We start from the raw sequence: 18,438 nt of genomic DNA on the forward strand, positions 1-18,438 counted from the left end.
TGTAGGGGTACAGAGGTATAGGGGAGCCAAGTGGCGTGTGTATGTATCTAAAACCCTTACGCCACAAACCCTTACACCCTTATACCCAATCTTAATAGACAATCTTGGTGCGTAAGTCCTGAAAGAGTGTTTTTTCAGAGTATATGCACCGTTTTCTCTGGAGAAATAATGATATTATTTCTCAATAATCCTCAGATTGTTCGAGAGATTGAATGCTCAGTAATGAAACGACTGCAATATTGTTTGCCCTAATATCGGCGTTTTTTGCAGCTTTAACGACTATCTTTGCCAAGATAGGAGTCGAGACGATTAACCCCAATTTAGCAACTGCGATCCGCACCGTAGTTATTTTAGTCATGGTTTGGGGTTGGGTTTTTGCCAAAGGACAACTAGATACACTGCTGACAATTTCGCCTAAAACTCTGTTATTTCTCGTCTTTTCTGGTTTATCAACGGGTTTATCTTGGTTATTTTACTTTCGGGCTTTACAAGTCGGGAAAGCTTCTTTAGTCGCGCCTTTAGATAAATCGAGTTTACTTTTGGTACTGGTTTTTTCAGCACTGTTTCTCAAAGAACAACTAACGCCGCAAGTGATGTTGGGAACTGGCTTGATTTTAGCTGGTACACTGGTTTTGATTCGTTAATATACGCTAATACAATTTAAGCTTTATTTGATAACAGGACTTACGCACCAAAATTGTTTGTGGGGATTGGGTGTAGGGGTGAAAGGGTATGGGGTGTAAGGGTTTTGAATACTTACACCCTTACAACCTCATACCCCTGCACCCTGTTCTAAAACCTTATTTTTTCGTTTTTTTGCGTAAGTCCTAGATATATTGAATGACAACCGCCTCACCATCTTAACTTATAACCAATGAGACTCAGCATTTCAAACCACATGCTGCACTTGGCGATCGAGAAAACGTTCTACCTCGGAAGTATTTATTAGCTTGATAAAATCAGCGACCAACTAAACCAACTGATGACAAATCAACCGCCTCAAACTTTGGATGTGGGTTTTAAGAATAGCCACGCTACAAAAAATGTCGCTGCTGTGAATAGTTGCGTTAAATCTAAAGCAGAGAGATAACCATCTGCAAAAGAAGCGATACTGCGATCGGTAATGCCAAAGACCCAAGAAGAGAGTCCAAATAGCCAAATCCCATTCTTGAGATTGCCTACGAACTCTTTAGAGTCGGATGTTTTTTGGTCTTTCATGTCTTCTACTCCGATGGTGGAAAATCCAGTATCTGCAAATAAAGAACGTTTTGATTTTTGACACTGATTTATAACTATATTAATAAATATTTCTTGGTCTTGACTAAACTGCCAAAAGACACATCTAGTAAATTCATCATTTATCTTTGGTAGTTATATCTCTGGGAGAATACCTAACCAGGGCAAAATTAAGTCACAATAGCAGTAGGCAATCATAGAGGGTGCTGCTATGGATCGTCTAGTTCAAATTCTTCAGAATATCTTTATTCGCCTTGAAGGTTATTTTTCTGTAGTTTTTAAGGCTGTTTTCGGTTTTTTTGGAAGTATTTTTGGCTTTTTTGCGAAAGTTTTCGGATTTAATAGCTCTGGCTATTATTTGGAATCTGATGCGGCGCAAACTATCAAGCGAGTTTCAGAAGAACCAGCAAAAACAGAGCAGAAAACCACCTCGGAAACTCCTTCATTTGTCCGCCGTCGTTCTCAGAAAAAAGTAGAAGACTATTACCTCAACATGGCTCGTGATGTTGGCAAGAAGTAAAAATTAACTGCCAATATCAATCATCTTCAGGTGGGCAATGTTTACAACATAACAGTCTGTTGAAACCCGATTGTGAACTATTGGCTCACCTGATTTTAAACTGGGTCACACTGACTTCAGCTTCATCAACCATCATCATCTGGCGGTGCGTTAGGCGCTTGTATGTAGTTGTTGTGATTCATTCGCTCACAATATGCGCCTAACACACCTACAAGAACTTTTACTTTATCAGGACTTATGAAAGTGTCAAAATTGGTAGTTGGTGCGTGACGCTATCAATCTTATGACTACGTTCAAATCTTCTCTTTGCGTCACACACCCTACAGAAAAAATATGTCAGTTGCGTAAGTCCTATTTATAAATAACCTCTAAACCATGTGTTGCAGTCGAGACAAACGCTCTGAGTAGTTTTTGATGACGTGTAGTGCAAACATAGGTGTTTCTTGAACGGCGAAGAGAAATCTTCTTTCGTCTAAGGAGACGAGTTTGCATTCAGTTTTAGCGATCGCAGTGTAAGTCCGATTCTTGATGCCTACAAGTACCCCTGTTCCAAACACATCACCAGTTGTAATTGTCTCTACAACTTTGCCGTTCACTAAGATGTTAATTTCTCCTGCGATAATACCAAGCATAAAATCACCAGCCTGTCCTTCTGCAAAGATGATCTGACCGGCTGCATATATTTGAGGTTCGGCTTGTTTTTGAAATATCTCAATGGTTACAACTGGATTTAACAACATTAGAGCAGTACCAAACTTATACTTAGGCGATATAAACCAGAGTAGATTATACTACTAGGGTTTGATATGCCAGTGACAAACTCAACAGATATTCATGCAGTTTATGGAAAGGTTTAAAAACCTGTAGAGTCAGATTTGAGATAAGAAGAATAGAGACAAGGGGGACAAGGTAGATAGATATTTGTCAATCAAATAGGATTGCTATATATAGGATTTAATTTGATTTCTGAAAAAATCACTACATCCAGAAAAGATTTCTTTTCTACTCCCTACTCCCTGACTACATCAGTAAATTCGGAAATAAAACCATATTTCTATATCTTTAGATACTAGTATTTTCTGTAGATTTATCATTTTTTGCTAATTATTGTTAGTTTTTATTTACTAAAGATGAATGGCTAATGACGGATGAATAAATATTTTAATATCGCTAAAATCATTGACAAGTTTGGATTTTAGCTAAGGTTTGAATATGCGACGTATTGCTGATTTTATGTTGCTGATTGTTTGTGGCGGGGTTTGGTATTTACTGGGGATTTTATCAGCGATCGCTACACCACCAATGCAAGTTAGAGAAGAAAGTCAAAGTCGCAAACCCCAAAATTTACTTGATAACAGTGATTGTTTATATAATGCGCGATCGCCTTATATTCAATGTGCTGTAAATCCAACACAATTGTGTGAGCAATGTATGTATTTTGTAGAATATAGCAATCCTCAATAATTGGTCTTTGTTTGTCACATCTCAAATCAGACTGCTATATTCTCAGACACTTACCCTCTCATCCTGTAGAATTAAATTGAAGCTAACCCAGATTTGAGGGTGAAGTAAGCAGCACAAAATCGACCACCATCGGGATGTTTGAGTACGGCTTTTCCTAAATAAAAATCATCATCAATTTGAACTAATTGGTCTACCAACTCCCGAATCATAAATCGAGGGTTTTCTGGTAAATCGAAGCTCAAACGTAAAACGTCAATATCTGGTTCTAATAAACATTGATCACGGGAGGTCTGAAATTTAAATGCCAGGGTTCTTCCTCTCGTATCTGCCACATAACCATTATATGAAGGCCAAATTAAGCGCCCTAGTAATAAACCATCATTGGTAAAAATATTATCACCAGTGTGATTGTTGGCATCAAATGTTTTACCTTCCCAAGGTAGCCACATCTTTGTGATGATATCTAACCAACTATCTAAAACTGGATTGAAATTAGCAGTCAAAAACTCACCCCAATAGCGACCGTTTAAAGTTTGTTCTGGAACTTTACCTTGGCGATAAATCTGATCTAAGGCGGCAATTCCACCTTTTTGGTCAGATTTTAACTGTCTTTTCGCTACTTCCAGTTCTGCACGTAAATTAACATTGAGTTGCTGATCAATATTCATGAGTCGCCTCACTGAGTTTAGTTGATTCCTGAAGGCTAGGATTGACGCAATGAAGGAGATTTCACTATTGAGACTCAATCAAGTAACTGCTTATATTATGACAATTCACAACGCTAGATTCAGTCACCAGCGCCAGATTGAGTAAATTTACCTGAATCATTCGGCTTAATTATCCACCTCAGACTTCCCCAGACAGTAAATTTGACTACCGTTGAATTTTTAATTTTTGCCAATTTGGCAAACAAATTGTTGTGAATACTGATATTGTTTGTATTGTGCAAGGGGTGTACCAGAAGTTGTCCTGACTTTATGGTCGGGGCAACTTCTCCAAAAATATTACCAGCAAGAAAAGTAGTACAGATAAACTGAGTCACCCAAGTCGTCTCAAAGTATTGTTCTCCGGGGTGTTAGTGCTGAGTTTTAAATAAGGTTAATAAAAGATAAAAATTAAATTAAAAATTTATAATTTATATATATAAATTGCAATAAATTCTGACTGCTGGGCGAAAATTGATGGTTTTTATAAAGTGTTAAGAGTTATTATCGATCCCAAGGAATAAATTAACAACTTGTAAAAAATCATATCAATTGAGTGAACTACCCAAGCGTTTACATTTCGGAACAAACCAGTCCCATAAATTTAACTGGCGATATGGGACAAGCTGTGCAAATTTCTATTCATGCACCGAGTAAATATATATGTACTAATTGCGAACGGATATTACCAGATTGGAAACAAGAACCCTTTTTTTGGGTTGTGGTTGTTTTGCAGCGATCGCAATTTTCTTTAGTGGAAAGCACCAAAGAAATCGAGGCGGAGAAACAAAAGTTACGCCAAAGGTTTATGGGATTTGGTTGTGATGTGGCTTTTGAATTGCGCGATCGCGGTTATCTCTCAGACTTAATTGATCCGCGTACAGGCTATCCTTTACTTTCGCGTCCCGGTGCAATGCCGCACAATGATACTGCTGTAGTTAAAGCGTTACTTGGCTATCCAGTCATTAAAAATAAATGCTGTGTGCTGGTTCATCCAATTTGGGGTACAGCAATTTATCCGAGTATTTTAATCTCCGCCGCACCGCCAACGCTGATTGAATTTGTCGTTAAAGAAATCGCCTGTCAACATGGATGGGAAGAGGAAGCCTGAAGTAAGCTGTTAAGCATTTAATTTGCACATTTAGGCCGCAGAGGGGCAGGGGGCAGGGAGCAAGGGAGAGGGTTTACAGCGTTTGCCAAAATGAAAATGATGCAATTTAAATGACGATTAGCTTATGAAAGTTTTTTTCAAGGATTTTTATGATCCAGACATTAGTAATGATTTTACTTCTTCCTCCGGTTGGTGAGCGAAGCCGAACCACTGCCTTCTTTTGCAAGACTGCGATATTCCCAAGGGTTGGTAAATTTGCTATCACTCCAAACACCTAGTTTTTGCTGTTGTGCTTGTGCTTCTGCTTTTTGAACTAAATCTTTACTCGGACATTTGTTTAGATAAGGGCGATAAACCTTAGCTAAACCTTCTTTTAATAAGACTTCTTGGACAAAAGTACCATCTTTTAAGCGGACTTCTGCAACCTTTCTACCATAGCGATCGCTATCTGTAATCGTCAACATCACGCGATCGCCTGATTGTTTTACTAATTGTTGTAAGCGTGCTTGTGCTTTGCTACCCCAGTCAAATTGATTGCGATCGCTGGCGAGTTTACTGTTCCTTTCTTTTTGGGAATGGGGTACTTCTGGCGCATCAATACAAGCAAAGCGCACATTGAATTTAATTCCTTTCGCATCTTTGACAGCTAAAGTATCCCCATCACTCACCCTTTCTACCAAGTCTCCAGAAGCACCAAAGAATTTATCACAACTCACCAAACCCAAAACCATCACAACTGCACTTAGCCAAAGTACCATCTGTTTTGTTAATTTCTGCATTCAACCTCACCTAACTCTGATGGATGATACTATATTTGATTTTTGAAATAGATGCGGCTCCGATTGAAGTGCCAACATTAAAAATAGTGATATATTTACTGAGATCGGTTCTGATGGGGAGCAGCCATCAGACGTAAGGGGGAAAGTTCGGTGAGAATCCGGCACTGTCCCGCAACTGTGAACCAAAATTGGGTGAGTCAGGATGCCCGCCGATATAACTGAATATATTTACATAAATCTGCGAGGTACAGATTATGAACAGAAAAAAGCAGGCTTTAGCTAGTCTATGCCTGATGGCAGTAATTAGTTTTTACTTAGTAGTTGGTTTACCCAAACCCGCCTACGCAATGCACATTATGGAAGGTTTTTTACCAGTGCAGTGGGCGATTTTTTGGTGGGTTGTAGCATTGCCATTTTTTTTATTAGGGTTGCGGAGTTTGACACGCATTACCCAAGTCAACCCGCAACTTAAACTACTACTCGGCTTGGCGGGTGCGTTTACCTTTGTACTTTCCGCCTTGAAAATCCCTTCGGTTACAGGTAGCTGTTCTCATCCTACCGGCACAGGGTTAGGTGCGGTGCTGTTTGGCCCCTTAACTATGTCGGTTTTGGGTAGTTTAGTATTGTTGTTTCAGGCTTTGTTGTTAGCACATGGCGGTTTGACAACCCTGGGAGCAAATGCGTTTTCAATGGCGATCGCCGGGCCATTTGCCGCTTACTGGATATATAATTTCACAATTAAATTAGGTGGTAAAGAAAAAATCGCCATATTTCTCGCCGCAGCCATTTCAGATTTACTCACCTACATTATTACTTCTATCCAACTCGCCTTAGCTTTTCCCGCGCCTGTTGGTGGCTTCATTGCTTCATTTACCAAATTCGCCGGAATTTTTGCCTTAACTCAAGTCCCTCTCGCAATTAGTGAAGGATTGCTAACTGTATTAGTGTGGAACTGGTTGCAATCTTATAATCCTCAAGAATTAGAATTGCTGAAATTAATCAAACGGGAACCCCAAGGAAATGAATCAGTCTAAAAAAGGGTTGAGTAACTGGTTATTAGTATTAGCTGTATTGGCTTTAGCTGTTGCACCCTTAATCTTTGTCCGTAATGCAGAATTTGGCGGTGCTGATGGCAAAGCACAAGAAGCTATAAGTGAGATACAACCAGAATATAAACCTTGGTTTAAATCAATTTTTGAACCAGCTAGTGGTGAAATAGCAAGCTTATTATTTGCTTCGCAAGCAGCTTTGGGTGCGGGAGTAATTGGTTACGCAATTGGGTTATATAAAGGCCGTTCCCAACAACAAAAGCATGAAGAATGAGTTTGCAATTAGATACGTTAGCTTATACTAATCGGTTGCGAAAATTACCACCAGAGCATAAACTAATTTTTGCCTTGACTACTCTTGCTATTGCCCTTGCTACCCATCCATTCGTGCAGATTTTAATAGCAATTTGGATGGGTGTTTGGACAATGGTTTATGCCAAAATTCCGGCTAGTATTTATTTCCGTTTGTTATTATTTACCATCGTTTTTTGTTTGACAAGTTTACCCGCCTTAATCATCAATGGTGTGTCAATTAATGATTTGCCAAAGGTGCAGTTAGATGCTTTATATGGGCTAAGTTTTGGACAATTCTATATTTATGTTAGTCATCATGGCAGTCTGCAAGCCTGGGCAATCTTCACCAGAGCATTAGCCTCAGTTTCCTGCTTATATTTTCTCATGTTAACTGTTCCGTTTACGGAAATCTTACAAACTCTGCGTTACTTGCGATTTCCAGTGCTGTTAACTGATTTGTTATTACTGATGTATCGGTTTATTTTCATTTTGCTGAATACAGCCAATGAAATATGGACAGCGCAAAATTCCCGTGGTGGCTATCGCACTTGGCGTATTTGGATGAAAAGTTTAGCCATATTAATTGGACAACTTTTACAGCGCACATTACAAACATATAATCAGTTTTCTCTGGGTTTAGAAGCGCGGGGTTTTGTTGGGGAATTTAAAGTTTGGCATCCTCGCCGCTATCATCCCCAAACCAGATATATTATCGAAGCAATTTGCGGCTGTATTTGTTTAATTGGATTGGAATTTTGGCGAAATGCAGGAATATTTATTAGAATTTGAGCAAGTATCTTACACCTATTCCGGCGCACAGCAATCAGCTTTGAATGGTCTTAACTTAAAAGTTCCATTGGGTAAAAGATGTGCGCTCATTGGGCAGAATGGTTGTGGGAAAACCACGTTATTTTTATTAGCTAATGGTTTATATAAACCTGATAAGGGTGTTGTACGGTGGCGTGGAGAACCGTTAACTTATCATCGTAATTATCTGGGGAAATTGCGTCAACAAGTCGGGCTAATCTTTCAAGATCCCGAACAGCAATTAGTAGCTTCTACTGTGGAAGAAGATATATCTTATGGTTTGTGTAATTTAGGACTGCCAGTTTCGCAAATTCAAGCACGAGTAGAACAAATATTATTAGAATTTGGGTTGACAGCTTTAGCTGAAAGACCAGTACATCATTTAAGTTTAGGACAAAAAAAGCGGGTTTCTATAGCAGATGTGATGGTATTGAATCCTGAATTATTATTGTTAGATGAACCAACAGCTTATTTAGATGTGAAGCATACGCGGAATTTGCTGAAAACTCTGCAAAAAATTCATCGAGACGGCAAAACTTTAATGATGGCAACCCACGATTTAGATTTGGTGTATCGTTGGGCAGATTGGGTTTTTGTCATGGATAAAGGACAATTGATAGTAGAAGGTGAACCGCAAGATGTATTTAGTCAGCGTTCTTTATTAGAAGAGTTAGAGTTAGGCGTACCGTTGATATATGAAATGTTATTCGATGGGTTATCAGGTGAGGATGAAGCCGTTAGAGAAAGAGTAAGGCAAAGAATATTAAAATTATTTCATGATTTTGCGTCGTGATATAGCAATCCTAAATGAGTCGTGAAAAACATAGATAAGGAAACGAACCGCCAAGAACGCCTTCGCGTAGCGTCTCGTAGAGAAGGACGCAAAGGTAAGAAAGAAGAAAAAGATATAGAAATTTTACAAATGATTTAGGACTGCTATATAGTTTAGACTTGTCAATAACTGTGGTTTGCTAAAGTGAGAAGTATCTAATAAATCCCCAGCTTGGCAAATGGTGAAAACACAAGCAATACCTCCTTTGGAAAGTGGCGATCGCTTAACTCGTCCTGAATTTGAACGTCGTTATGATGCTGCACCCCATATCAAGAAAGCAGAGTTGATTGAAGGAATCGTTTACGTGGCCTCTCCCTTAAGACATGAACAGCATGGTAAACCCCACAGTCGGGTGATGACTTGGTTAGGAGTCTATCAAGCCATGACTCCTGGTGTTGACTTGAGTGTGGAACCAACAGTCAGATTAGATTTAGATAACGAACCCCAACCAGACGCAGTGCTGTTTATTGAACCTGCGGCGGGTGGACAAACTCGATTAAGCCGTGACGGTTATATTGAAGGTTCTCCCGAATTAATTGTGGAAATTGCTGCAAGTAGCGTCTCAATTGATACGGGTATTAAAAAGCAAGTTTATCGTCGGAATGGGGTGTTGGAGTATGTTATCTGGCAATCTTATGAGAATCAATTGGCATGGTTTTGCTTAGTTGATGGCGAGTATCAATTGCTATCTCCTGGTGCAGATGGCATTATTCGTTCTCAGGTGTTTCCGGGGTTGTGGTTGGCAGAGGAGGCGCTGTTAAATAATCAGATGGCGCGAGTTTTGGAGGTGTTACAAGAGGGGTTGAAGTCGTCGGAATATGCTGCGTTTGTGCAGCGATTTGTTTAACTAACCACAGAGACACAGAGAACGCAGAGAGAAAGACTCTGGGTTTCAAAATCAACGCTTCTCCTCCAGCACAATTGTAGATTCGGCAGTGCGTCCAAATTCTTCTGGTGCATACTGCAAATGTGCTTCTGCGCCAGGCCATGTATATGTACCGGGAGTCACAGAACGGACTAGGTAATGTAGGCTATAAACTCCTGGTTCGAGGTGGTCGGCGTAGGCGATAATGCGATCGCGGTAAATATTGCGATAACCAAGTTGCCAACTATCGGCTTTGGCTTGCAATGCGGCTGTCGCAGTTTGAAAACTCTGGTCTACGGCTTCAAATCCTGCTGGTAATGGGTCTTTAATGACTATATGGTCTACAGGATGGTCTGCAATTATTTCTAAACCAATATCAAATACTTGTCCACTATCGACAGTTAAGGGTTTATCTACAGCATACATCCCGGTTTTTTGCAGAACTTTTTCTTCTCCGACTTTGCTAATTTCGCGTGTGACACGTAAACCGTTAAATCTCCCTGGTTGATTACCTTGCAAGCGATAATTATAGGCAACTAAATAATGTAATTTGCCCCTACCCGATTTTTGTATTATCAAATCATGACGACCACGGGGTAATTTATCCATTGCAACATTTAGTTGCAAGTTAGGATTTTTGTAACCATCAAAGCGATTTTCACCTAACTTTTGACGAGCTAATTGAACTGTGGTGGCAAAGTTTGGTGGTGTGGGTTGGAGTTGACTATATTCTACTAATGCTGTTAAAGCTTGAGCATTATTATAGTTAGTTTGCCATGTACCATCTCGGCGTAAACTTAATAGACTTTGGAATAATTTATCCAGAACTTCCGGTTTACTTTGTTTGGCAATAAATAACCTTAAAGCTTGCGCTTGGGCGGTGGTAGATGAATTCATCCATCCCCAACTTTGGGGTAAACTAATTACGGCATTGCGTCCAGTTTCATAGATATTTTTTTGTAACTGGTTCAACATTTGTTGTGATTCATCTTGCCATTCTGGGAATTGCGATAAATATCGCGCTAGTTTGATTTGGGTGACGATATCAAAGTTATTGCGTTGTTGGTAAATATCGCCTAAGAAACTATTGCTTTTATCACCTAATTCTGCTAAGGCGATTAAGGCGTTTAATTGCAGTTGATGTTTACAAATTTGCTGTTTACAAAATTCATACTGTCCTGGGTTTGCTACTACCTTTTGCAGATAATTTTTCAAGCGCGTTAATGTTGCAGAATCGATAAAACCAGGAAATGCTTGATTAGCTTTTACTAAAGATTCCGCCGAGTATGCAGAAACCCAAGGGTCTGATTTTTCTTGTCCTGGATAAGCAGCAAAACCACCATCGGCTATTTGTAATTTTTGCAGTTGGGTAATGGCTTGATTTGCTTTTTGGCTAGGATTAAATTCAGCGAATGTTTGACTATATTGTTTACCTAAAGTTTGCAGGTTAGCAGCAATGATTAATTGACTGGCGGCTGGTTCTGCGAAGGGTAAATCATCATCTTCTAAAACTTGTTTAGCTGGTGCTTTAATTTCGGGTATTAATGTACTCGCTAATTGAATATCTAAACCACCTGCTTCGGGGTAGATATTTTTATCAACATTCAGGGGAATTTTAACTTGTTTTTCTGTTACCCCAGCTTCGACAACTTGTTCGGTAATTTCTAATGGCTTCACTTCTAAAGGCAGTTCAAAAGCATCGGCTGTATTATTTAGTTGAGTGGTGAACCTAACTTTACTTTCGCCAACGCCACCTGCAATCATGGGGAAGCGATAAGCTTTGGTAGCTGGTTCAGCGTTGGTTTGTAAGGAAGTCGTGCTGGGGTTATTTTCCGCAAACTTGACTGTACCGCTAAGTTCGCCGTTAATTGAGAGGTTTCCGTTATTCCCGGTGGTGTTGGTGACAGATAAACCAGCGAAGATGCGATCGCCTGGACGGACAAACTGTGGCAAGATAGCATTAGTTAGCAGTGGTTTGGTGGTGATAAATGTCGCATCAGCGTTACCGAAGCGTAAGTTTCCATCGGTAGCGACAGCCATCACTCGCCATGTGGTGAAATCATCCGGTAATTTAAAGGTTATCTGCGCCTTCCCACTCGCATCAGCTAAAACTGAACCATTGTAGTAAGCTAAGGCCTGAAAATCTGTACGGACGCGGGTATTTGCTGCACCCACAGAAAAACCACCGCCATAACCCCAACCTTTGGGTTTGGCGATATCTTGGGGTTGTATCACCACATCAGGACGATTATCGCTGAACCGGGTAGATATTTGCTGTTCTGCGTAGACTGTATCTACCAAGTTTGGCGGACGATAACCAGATAGTTGCAACACCGCTTCATTCACCACCATAACAGTAAATTGCCCTGGTGTGGGGTTATTTTGGTTGTCTTTCAGTTCTAATTGTATTGTTTGTTCTGCACCCGGTTCTAAAGATGCTTGCAAAGGTGTCACTTGCACTTTTAAATATTTATCTTGCAAGTTGACTTTAAAAGGTGAGAAACCAATTTTTACTAATTTATCTAAACTTCCTGGTTCTACTTGGTTGAGAGGTGCGCCTTGTCTAACTAATACAGCTTCTACTGCTGCATTAGGTAACATTTCTGGTGTGACTTGAAACTGAATTTGGGGTGCGCCTCCCTTGATTTTGGTGACTTGTTGATAAATTGGTTTATCTTTAATAACCGCAAAATATAATTCTGCTTCGGGGTAGGGAGATTGAATTAAAGCTGTGGCAGTTTCCCCTGGATTATACTCTTTTTTATCTAGTTTAACTTCTAGGCGATCGCGGTCTTCCGAACTCCAATAAACTGGGGTTTCTCCTGTTGCCCAAATTTGTAAATCTGTCGCCGTTAATTCCTCTTTTGTATCCCTAAAATTAGCTCTAATTCTGTATGAGCCTGATTCGGGTGGTGTTAAAGTTAATATCTGGGGACTATCAGCAGAAGTAATATCTGTTTGTTCTACTGTTTTATATTCCAATTGATTTTTCGCAGTGCGACTTCCTTCCACTAACTGCGTCACACTACTATATTTCATCTGTTGTAATTCTAAATGTACCCGTTGACCTGTGATGGGTTTTCCTGTAGGTTCAGTCACTATCATTTCTACAGGTAAAGCCTTACTAGCATCAGCAATAAAATTACTTTTGAGTCCAATAAGTTTGTTACTGGGTAAAGCGGTAAACTTTTGGGAAGCAGCCACAGATAAATTAGAAACATCTGCAACTTGCACATCTACTTGATAAGTCATTGGGTAAGGTAAATCTTTCGCCACCGTCACAGTTTGACTCGTTTTACCACTTGCATCTAACTTGTCACTAGTTTGCAAAACCTCACTGGTTAACGATGGACTTTCTTCCGGCCAAAACCATTGTCTACCAAAACTAAATTCTTCCCAACCTTTAGGGATAAAACTAGTTTGTTGGCGCGTGACAAAATATTTTGCTTCCCCAGCTTCTACAGGCGCACCAAATAAATAGTTACTCGCGGCTTTCGCTTCTACTTTATCATTAGCTAGGGCAAATTCTTTATCTAAATTAAGTTCAACTTTAAAGTTAGGCGGTTTAAATTCAGCCACCCGAAACTCGCCGGAAATTTCTTGTCCTTTTTTGCCTTTACCCTGAATTGTATAGTAGCCCAAAGCCTGAGTTTTCTGAATGGGTAACTCTAAAGAGAAAGTCCCAAACTCATTGGTAGTTTTGCCACCTAATTGGGTTTTCTGTCCGTCGGGATTAATTAGAGTTAATTGATAAACAGCGTTTTTATCTTGCTGGAGAGTCCCATTTTCTAAATAATCGGCAAAACCAGTAAACCAAGCTTTTTCTCCTGGCTGATATAAGTCTCTATCAGAAAAAATTACACCTCGTGATTCTGCTTTAGCTTCTTGCCAACCTGCATCAATACCATAACCAAAAGACCCGCTATATTCTTCGGTTCTGGCAAAAGCCCAATCTTGATTTTCTCGCGCAATTACTAATAGTTGTGGCGATTTCGTAAATCTTTGATTATCAGGAAAACACTGTTTTAAATTATCAACTTGTAGTCTGAAAGTGCCATTTTCATCAGTTGTACCAGTCGCGCAAGGTACAGCATTACTGGGATATTTTTCCTCTAACTTTGATGGATAAACTTCAATAGCTGCATTCTTAGCTGGTGAACCATCACTCAAATGATGTACACGAATTAAACCAGAGTCAGGAAACCATTGACTAAATACACCTAAATTTGTTAATTGAACTAAACCATAAGTTACAGGTTCCCGCCACAATTCTTTGCCATTATCTTGATATTTATTTGTGCGTGCTTGGACTCCATAAGCTAACATCCCTGTTGGACTACCAAGCTTTTCTCGTAATGGGACATTGACATCAACAAGTTGATTTTTCTTAAAGTTTACTTTAAAGCTTTGCCATGAATTTAGCTGTGGTAATAACTCGTTATCATTGCCTTTCGGCGAAGCACTATTAAAATAAACTAAATCGCTGGGCTGAACTACACGAAAAGCAGCTTTATATTTAGACTCTGGTAAATTAACTGTACTAATATTTAACTGTAAATTTTGATTGGAAGGAAAGATATGTAAATCTGACGGAACCCAAATATCACCCGCCAAATCGCCAGTATTATATTGTAGGGTGACAGGTTTATTTAAAGTCTGTCCGAATTTATCTTTAATATTTTTCTCAATAGTAATTTTATAATTAGTCGCAGGTTCTAAAGCGTAGGGATTAAGCGTCACCACATTAGATTCTTCTGGAACTTGGAACAGTCGAGAGATATCTTTTGGTGCTGGGTCAACTTTGATATTATCTTTAACTGAATCTGCCAGTAATATATTATTAAATTCTAGCTGCGGACTACCTTTAATGAATCGCCCATAAGCTCCGTTAACATCAGGCTGTCCGTAAAAGTTGATTGTTTTAAATTCTAAAGGTGAATAAGTCGCCAACTTACTCAACGACTCTTTATCTGTTGGTAAGTTACCGTAATTTGGTAATATACCAGGGGAAAATACCAGACGGTAATTAGTCGCTTTTTCTAAACTTTGCTGCGGTATGAGATTATAAACCCAATTACGTGCTGAAGGGTCAAACTTTTGTAATGGGTCTTCACCTTCTGTTGGTTTTTCCTCTTTCGCTAAGTCTATATTAAAACTGATATCTTTATTTTTACCTTCGGGGACAAGCTTAAGATGTTTTTGTAATGAATCTAAGTTTAATTCGACATTTGAAGTAAATTGCAGTTTTTGTTTTAAATCTATAGGTTGAATCTCTGCCTTTTCCACAGGATTCACACCGGGTAAATCAGTCAACTTAATAGGTTCAGTGTTAAAAGTCCAAGCTAAATCTTGATTTAACTTGTGATTTTTTAAATCTGCCAAACCCGCTTTTAAAGTAACTTGAAACCTAGTCGCTTGTGGTAGTGCTTTATCTGCTTGAAAACCTACCATACGCGGTGTTAAAAAGCGAAATTGACCGGGTAAAGGCGGCCATAAAGTAAATTTTTGTAATAAATTTTGTTGTTCTGCACTATCCAGACTTTCAACAGGAATTAATGCTTCCTTAAAGCGGATACGAATTTGATTTAAAGGTGTAGCATCACCAATAGGACTAATTTGTTCAATCCAGTCTGGTAACTTTGGTGGGGTAAGGGGAGAAACGGCGGGTAACGGTTCTTTGTTTGAGGATACACCTAATAAACTACAGCCGCTAATGCTGAGTAAAAAGGTCAGAATAATAAATAATTGCAGAATAATTTTAATAATCATATTAAATAGAATAATTTTGGATCACGCAGAGACGCAGAGGCGCGGAGAAGAGATTAAGAGTAGTTATACTAATTCTGTATGAAGATGCACAGAATCTTAAGAAACGAACCGCCAAGAGCGCCAAGAATTTTGAGTTTCATAGAGTGCAGCTTCACATTAAATTGATATTAGAATTAAAATTTAAACACTCATACTCTCTGCGCCTCCGCGCCTTTGCGTGAGATTCTTTTCCTATATGGATAACTAACCGCCCATAGCCATTTACAAAAATCACTACAATTCTTAATTTAAATTGGTATAAATTGTTAAGTCTTTGCAATATTACCTGATAAACAAATAGCCAGCACGTCACAATTAAAGTAGGTTTTACTATCCAGGGAGTCTCTGATGAGACTAAGTAGGCGGCTCATCCGAAAATCAAAATTTTTCTTAGCTGTTGTATTTGTATGTATAGTGGTGCGGCTACTGCCCTATTTTGCGCCTATACATACCGCAGATATAGCCCAAAATCAACTGGCTTTGGAATTTAGCGATCGCAATGGGCTACCATTAGGAACAATCCTCACCCGTGACCAAGAACATACCGCCGTCGTCCCCTTAAATCAAGTTTCTCCCCAATTTATCAAGGCAATTATCGCCGCCGAAGATAGTAGTTTCTACCATCATGGCGCGTTGGATATCAAAGCAATTATCCGCGCCATCAACCAAGCCATTCACGCCAAACAAATTGTTTCTGGTGCTTCTACAATTACCATGCAGTTAGCACGAATGTTAGAACCATCCACACGCAACTTCTCAGGGAAATTGCAGGAAATTTGGTTAGCTTGGCGGTTAGCGGCGGGAATGAATAAAGAGGAAATTCTCGCTGCATATATCAACCGTCTGCCAATGGGCGGCAATATATATGGTGTAGAAGCCGCATCCCGGACTTATTTTTCAACACCCGCCAGTGAGTTAAATCTTGCCCAAGCGAGTCTTTTGGCTGCTATCCCTAATAATCCCACCTACTTTGACCCGCTACAACATTGGGATAGACTCAAACAGCGTCAGAAATACGTCCTCAACCGGATGGTACAGGATGGCTATATCACTCAACAAATAGCCGAGAAAACTCAAACCGAAAAGGTGGTTTTTCAGTCTCGCCAACGGGGAATTATCGCTGCACCTCATTTCTTGTTTTGGTTAGCCAAGCAAATGCAGATCCCCCCAACCCCCCTTAGTAAGGGGGGCGATGTTCCTTTTACCCCCCTTAGTCCCCTCTTGGAAAGGGGGGAAACAAGCAAATCTAGTTCCCTCCCCTTTCCAAGGGGAGGGTTAGGGTGGGGTAATTCCAACACTAGTAGTAATTCGATAACTGATGGGTACATGGTAGCCTCAAAGAGGGATCATCTCATCCAAACCAGCATCGACAGACCATTACAACAATTCGTCGAAGCCCAAGCACAACAAGTCATCTCCACCCTCGCCGCTAACAACGTCCACGATGCAGCAGCTTTAGTAATTGACAACCATACGGGCGAAGTTTTAGCTTACGTCGGTTCACCCGACTATTTCAACGAAACCAAACTTGGACGTAACGACGGCGTACAAGCCCTACGTCAACCCGGTTCTACCCTCAAACCCTTTGTTTATGAGTTGGCGTTAGAAAAAAAACTGATTCGCCCAAACACCATCTTGGCTGATGTCCCCGCCCACTATGCCATTCCTGGGGCGAAACTTTATAGCCCTACAGATTATACTCAACGCTTTCTCGGCCCGGTGCGGGTGCGGATAGCGTTAGCAAATTCTTTAAATGTGCCGGCTGTGAGAGTATTAGAGAAAATTGGCGTACCGAACTTTCTGGAACGTCTGCATGAATTAGGCTTTACCCACCTCAATCAAACCCCAGAATATTACGGTTTGGGTTTAACTCTCGGTAGTGGCGAAGTCACGTTATGGGAACTCGCTCAAGCTTACGTCACAATGGCGAGACAAGGACAAAGCATCCCACTTGTAACAACACTCTCTTATTCCCCACTCCCCACTCCCCACTCCCCACTCCCTACGATATGGCAACTGATTACTGATATGTTGAGCGATCGCCACGCCCGTGCCACCGCTTTTGGTGTAGACTCAGTGTTAAACTTGCCCTTTCCTGCCGCCGTCAAAACTGGTACTTCTTCCAACTTCCGCGATACTTGGACTGTGGGCTTTACCACCGACTACACCGTTGCAACTTGGGTAGGAAATTTCAATGGTGAACCAATGCGTCAAGTATCTGGCGTGATGGGTGCAGCACCTTTATGGAACCGTATCATGTTGCACCTGCACGAAAACCAAGAACCCGCAGTGTTTACAGTTCCCCAAGGATTAATTCAACTTCCTATCTGTGCAAACTCAGGTTTACGCCCCACGTCAGATTGTAACTCTGTTGTGCAAGAGTATTTTTACTCAGAAGATAAAATTGCTTACGCCACTCAAGACAAGTTTAATTTACCGCCCGAATATAATGATTGGTTAGCCAAGCAGCAATCAAATTTTGTCTCTAGTAACTTACGAATTGTCTCCCCCCAAAATGGTGATTTGTATTTACTATATCCAGGTACAGAAGGACAGCAAAAATTAGAATTTAAACTAGCCGGAAATCCATCATCAGTTGAGTGGCGGTTAAATGGCGAACAACTAGATACACAATCAACTAATCTATTTTGGTATCTGCGTCCAGGAAACTGGAATTTAGAAGCGCGGAGTGCAGACACCAGCGATAAAGTGAGTTTTCAAGTAGAATTAGCCAAAATTCGACCAACAAAGCGGGGTTTTTCAGTTGTTAATTCTCAGAGGTAAATGTGGTTTTTGAGTATACCATAAAAAGTGCCAAGTAATAGCTAATACTGGCTATAGCAATTCTCAATTATGTGAGAAAAGTCGGGTATCTAAATTTCTCATCTTCACACATTAAATATGTTTGCCATCGTTCATCTTGAGTCAAGATTTGGGAATACTAAGTTTACGTAAGTTAACACAGTACT

General features: G+C 40.1%; 15 protein-coding genes and 1 riboswitch. Of the genes, 10 read left to right on the top strand and 5 right to left on the bottom strand.

Features of this window, described 5'->3' with window-relative positions; all coding sequences use genetic code 11:
• Positions 1 to 212: 212 nt before the first annotated feature.
• On the top strand, positions 213 to 644 hold the full coding sequence (locus tag H6G28_RS07495; protein ID WP_190670005.1) for an EamA family transporter: 432 nt from the start codon (positions 213 to 215) through the stop codon (positions 642 to 644).
• Positions 645 to 999: 355 nt separating this feature from the next.
• Here the strand turns inward: H6G28_RS07495 and H6G28_RS07500 are convergent, their stop codons facing one another.
• Positions 1,000 to 1,218, bottom strand: a complete 219-nt coding sequence (locus H6G28_RS07500) for a hypothetical protein (protein WP_190592138.1) — start codon at positions 1,216 to 1,218, stop codon at positions 1,000 to 1,002.
• A gap of 229 nt (positions 1,219 to 1,447) precedes the next feature.
• Between H6G28_RS07500 and H6G28_RS07505 the strand changes: the two genes are divergently transcribed.
• Positions 1,448 to 1,756: a threonine dehydratase gene (locus tag H6G28_RS07505; protein ID WP_190670006.1), complete on the top strand. Its 309-nt coding sequence runs from the start codon at positions 1,448 to 1,450 to the stop codon at positions 1,754 to 1,756.
• Positions 1,757 to 2,124: 368 nt separating this feature from the next.
• Here H6G28_RS07505 and H6G28_RS07510 read toward each other — a convergent pair whose 3' ends face one another.
• Entirely contained in the window at positions 2,125 to 2,493 is a 369-nt protein-coding gene (locus H6G28_RS07510) for a cyclic nucleotide-binding domain-containing protein (RefSeq protein ID WP_190670114.1), read from the bottom strand.
• A 475-nt stretch (positions 2,494 to 2,968) separates the two neighbouring features.
• Here H6G28_RS07510 and H6G28_RS07515 point away from each other — a divergent pair, with 475 nt between their 5' ends.
• Positions 2,969 to 3,220: a DUF6464 family protein gene (locus H6G28_RS07515; protein ID WP_190670008.1), complete on the top strand. Its 252-nt coding sequence runs from the start codon at positions 2,969 to 2,971 to the stop codon at positions 3,218 to 3,220.
• Positions 3,221 to 3,291: 71 nt separating this feature from the next.
• Here the strand turns inward: H6G28_RS07515 and H6G28_RS07520 are convergent, their stop codons facing one another.
• Entirely contained in the window at positions 3,292 to 3,888 is a 597-nt protein-coding gene (locus tag H6G28_RS07520; RefSeq protein WP_190670010.1) for a hypothetical protein, read from the bottom strand.
• Positions 3,889 to 4,540: 652 nt separating this feature from the next.
• On the opposite strand from H6G28_RS07520, the gene H6G28_RS07525 reads away from it, so the two are divergent.
• Positions 4,541 to 5,035, top strand: coding sequence for a methylmalonic aciduria and homocystinuria type D protein (locus H6G28_RS07525; protein WP_190670117.1), 495 nt, complete (start codon positions 4,541 to 4,543; stop codon positions 5,033 to 5,035).
• A gap of 173 nt (positions 5,036 to 5,208) precedes the next feature.
• On the opposite strand, the gene H6G28_RS07530 is transcribed toward H6G28_RS07525, so the two are convergent.
• Entirely contained in the window at positions 5,209 to 5,814 is a 606-nt protein-coding gene (locus H6G28_RS07530) for a thermonuclease family protein (RefSeq protein WP_190670012.1), read from the bottom strand.
• An 88-nt stretch (positions 5,815 to 5,902) separates the two neighbouring features.
• Positions 5,903 to 6,042, top strand: a riboswitch (cobalamin riboswitch).
• A 26-nt stretch (positions 6,043 to 6,068) separates the two neighbouring features.
• Between H6G28_RS07530 and H6G28_RS07535 the strand changes: the two genes are divergently transcribed.
• From H6G28_RS07535 to H6G28_RS07555, 5 genes are all read left to right on the top strand, one after another.
• On the top strand, positions 6,069 to 6,848 hold the full coding sequence (locus tag H6G28_RS07535; protein WP_190670014.1) for an energy-coupling factor ABC transporter permease: 780 nt from the start codon (positions 6,069 to 6,071) through the stop codon (positions 6,846 to 6,848).
• Positions 6,835 to 7,137, top strand: a complete 303-nt coding sequence (locus H6G28_RS07540) for an energy-coupling factor ABC transporter substrate-binding protein (RefSeq protein WP_190592144.1) — start codon at positions 6,835 to 6,837, stop codon at positions 7,135 to 7,137. The genes H6G28_RS07535 and H6G28_RS07540 overlap by 14 nt, the downstream gene beginning before the upstream one ends.
• Entirely contained in the window at positions 7,134 to 7,946 is an 813-nt protein-coding gene (gene cbiQ / locus H6G28_RS07545) for a cobalt ECF transporter T component CbiQ (protein WP_190592145.1), read from the top strand. Before H6G28_RS07540 ends, cbiQ begins: the two co-directional genes overlap by 4 nt.
• The gene (locus H6G28_RS07550) at positions 7,921 to 8,757 is read left to right on the top strand and encodes an energy-coupling factor ABC transporter ATP-binding protein (RefSeq protein WP_190670016.1); all 837 of its coding nucleotides are present in this window, start codon (positions 7,921 to 7,923) and stop codon (positions 8,755 to 8,757) included. Before cbiQ ends, H6G28_RS07550 begins: the two co-directional genes overlap by 26 nt.
• 217 nt (positions 8,758 to 8,974) lie before the next feature.
• Complete coding sequence (locus H6G28_RS07555) at positions 8,975 to 9,643, top strand: Uma2 family endonuclease (protein WP_190592147.1); 669 nt, start codon at positions 8,975 to 8,977, stop codon at positions 9,641 to 9,643.
• A 51-nt stretch (positions 9,644 to 9,694) separates the two neighbouring features.
• Here H6G28_RS07555 and H6G28_RS07560 read toward each other — a convergent pair whose 3' ends face one another.
• Positions 9,695 to 15,430, bottom strand: a complete 5,736-nt coding sequence (locus tag H6G28_RS07560; protein WP_190670018.1) for an alpha-2-macroglobulin family protein — start codon at positions 15,428 to 15,430, stop codon at positions 9,695 to 9,697.
• Between the two features lie 387 nt (positions 15,431 to 15,817).
• Between H6G28_RS07560 and H6G28_RS07565 the strand changes: the two genes are divergently transcribed.
• On the top strand, positions 15,818 to 18,253 hold the full coding sequence (locus H6G28_RS07565) for a penicillin-binding protein 1C (RefSeq protein WP_190670020.1): 2,436 nt from the start codon (positions 15,818 to 15,820) through the stop codon (positions 18,251 to 18,253).
• The last annotated feature ends 185 nt before the right edge of the window (positions 18,254 to 18,438 follow it).

The sequence above is a fragment of the Nostoc sp. FACHB-190 genome (genome assembly GCF_014696905.1).
Classification (GTDB): domain Bacteria; phylum Cyanobacteriota; class Cyanobacteriia; order Cyanobacteriales; family Nostocaceae; genus Nostoc_B.

Excerpts from the sequence above, each read along its gene's own strand:
- H6G28_RS07495 (WP_190670005.1), top strand. The coding sequence starts at position 213 with ATGCTCAGTAATGAAACGACTGCAATATTGTTTGCCCTAATATCGGCG.
- H6G28_RS07500 (WP_190592138.1), bottom strand. The coding sequence starts at position 1,218 with ATGAAAGACCAAAAAACATCCGACTCTAAAGAGTTCGTAGGCAATCTC.
- H6G28_RS07505 (WP_190670006.1), top strand. The coding sequence starts at position 1,448 with ATGGATCGTCTAGTTCAAATTCTTCAGAATATCTTTATTCGCCTTGAA.
- H6G28_RS07515 (WP_190670008.1), top strand. The coding sequence starts at position 2,969 with ATGCGACGTATTGCTGATTTTATGTTGCTGATTGTTTGTGGCGGGGTT.
- H6G28_RS07520 (WP_190670010.1), bottom strand. The coding sequence starts at position 3,888 with ATGAATATTGATCAGCAACTCAATGTTAATTTACGTGCAGAACTGGAA.
- H6G28_RS07525 (WP_190670117.1), top strand. The coding sequence starts at position 4,541 with ATGGGACAAGCTGTGCAAATTTCTATTCATGCACCGAGTAAATATATA.
- H6G28_RS07530 (WP_190670012.1), bottom strand. The coding sequence starts at position 5,814 with ATGCAGAAATTAACAAAACAGATGGTACTTTGGCTAAGTGCAGTTGTG.
- H6G28_RS07535 (WP_190670014.1), top strand. The coding sequence starts at position 6,069 with ATGAACAGAAAAAAGCAGGCTTTAGCTAGTCTATGCCTGATGGCAGTA.
- H6G28_RS07540 (WP_190592144.1), top strand. The coding sequence starts at position 6,835 with ATGAATCAGTCTAAAAAAGGGTTGAGTAACTGGTTATTAGTATTAGCT.
- cbiQ (WP_190592145.1), top strand. The coding sequence starts at position 7,134 with ATGAGTTTGCAATTAGATACGTTAGCTTATACTAATCGGTTGCGAAAA.
- H6G28_RS07550 (WP_190670016.1), top strand. The coding sequence starts at position 7,921 with ATGCAGGAATATTTATTAGAATTTGAGCAAGTATCTTACACCTATTCC.
- H6G28_RS07555 (WP_190592147.1), top strand. The coding sequence starts at position 8,975 with ATGGTGAAAACACAAGCAATACCTCCTTTGGAAAGTGGCGATCGCTTA.
- H6G28_RS07560 (WP_190670018.1), bottom strand. The coding sequence starts at position 15,430 with ATGATTATTAAAATTATTCTGCAATTATTTATTATTCTGACCTTTTTA.
- H6G28_RS07565 (WP_190670020.1), top strand. The coding sequence starts at position 15,818 with ATGAGACTAAGTAGGCGGCTCATCCGAAAATCAAAATTTTTCTTAGCT.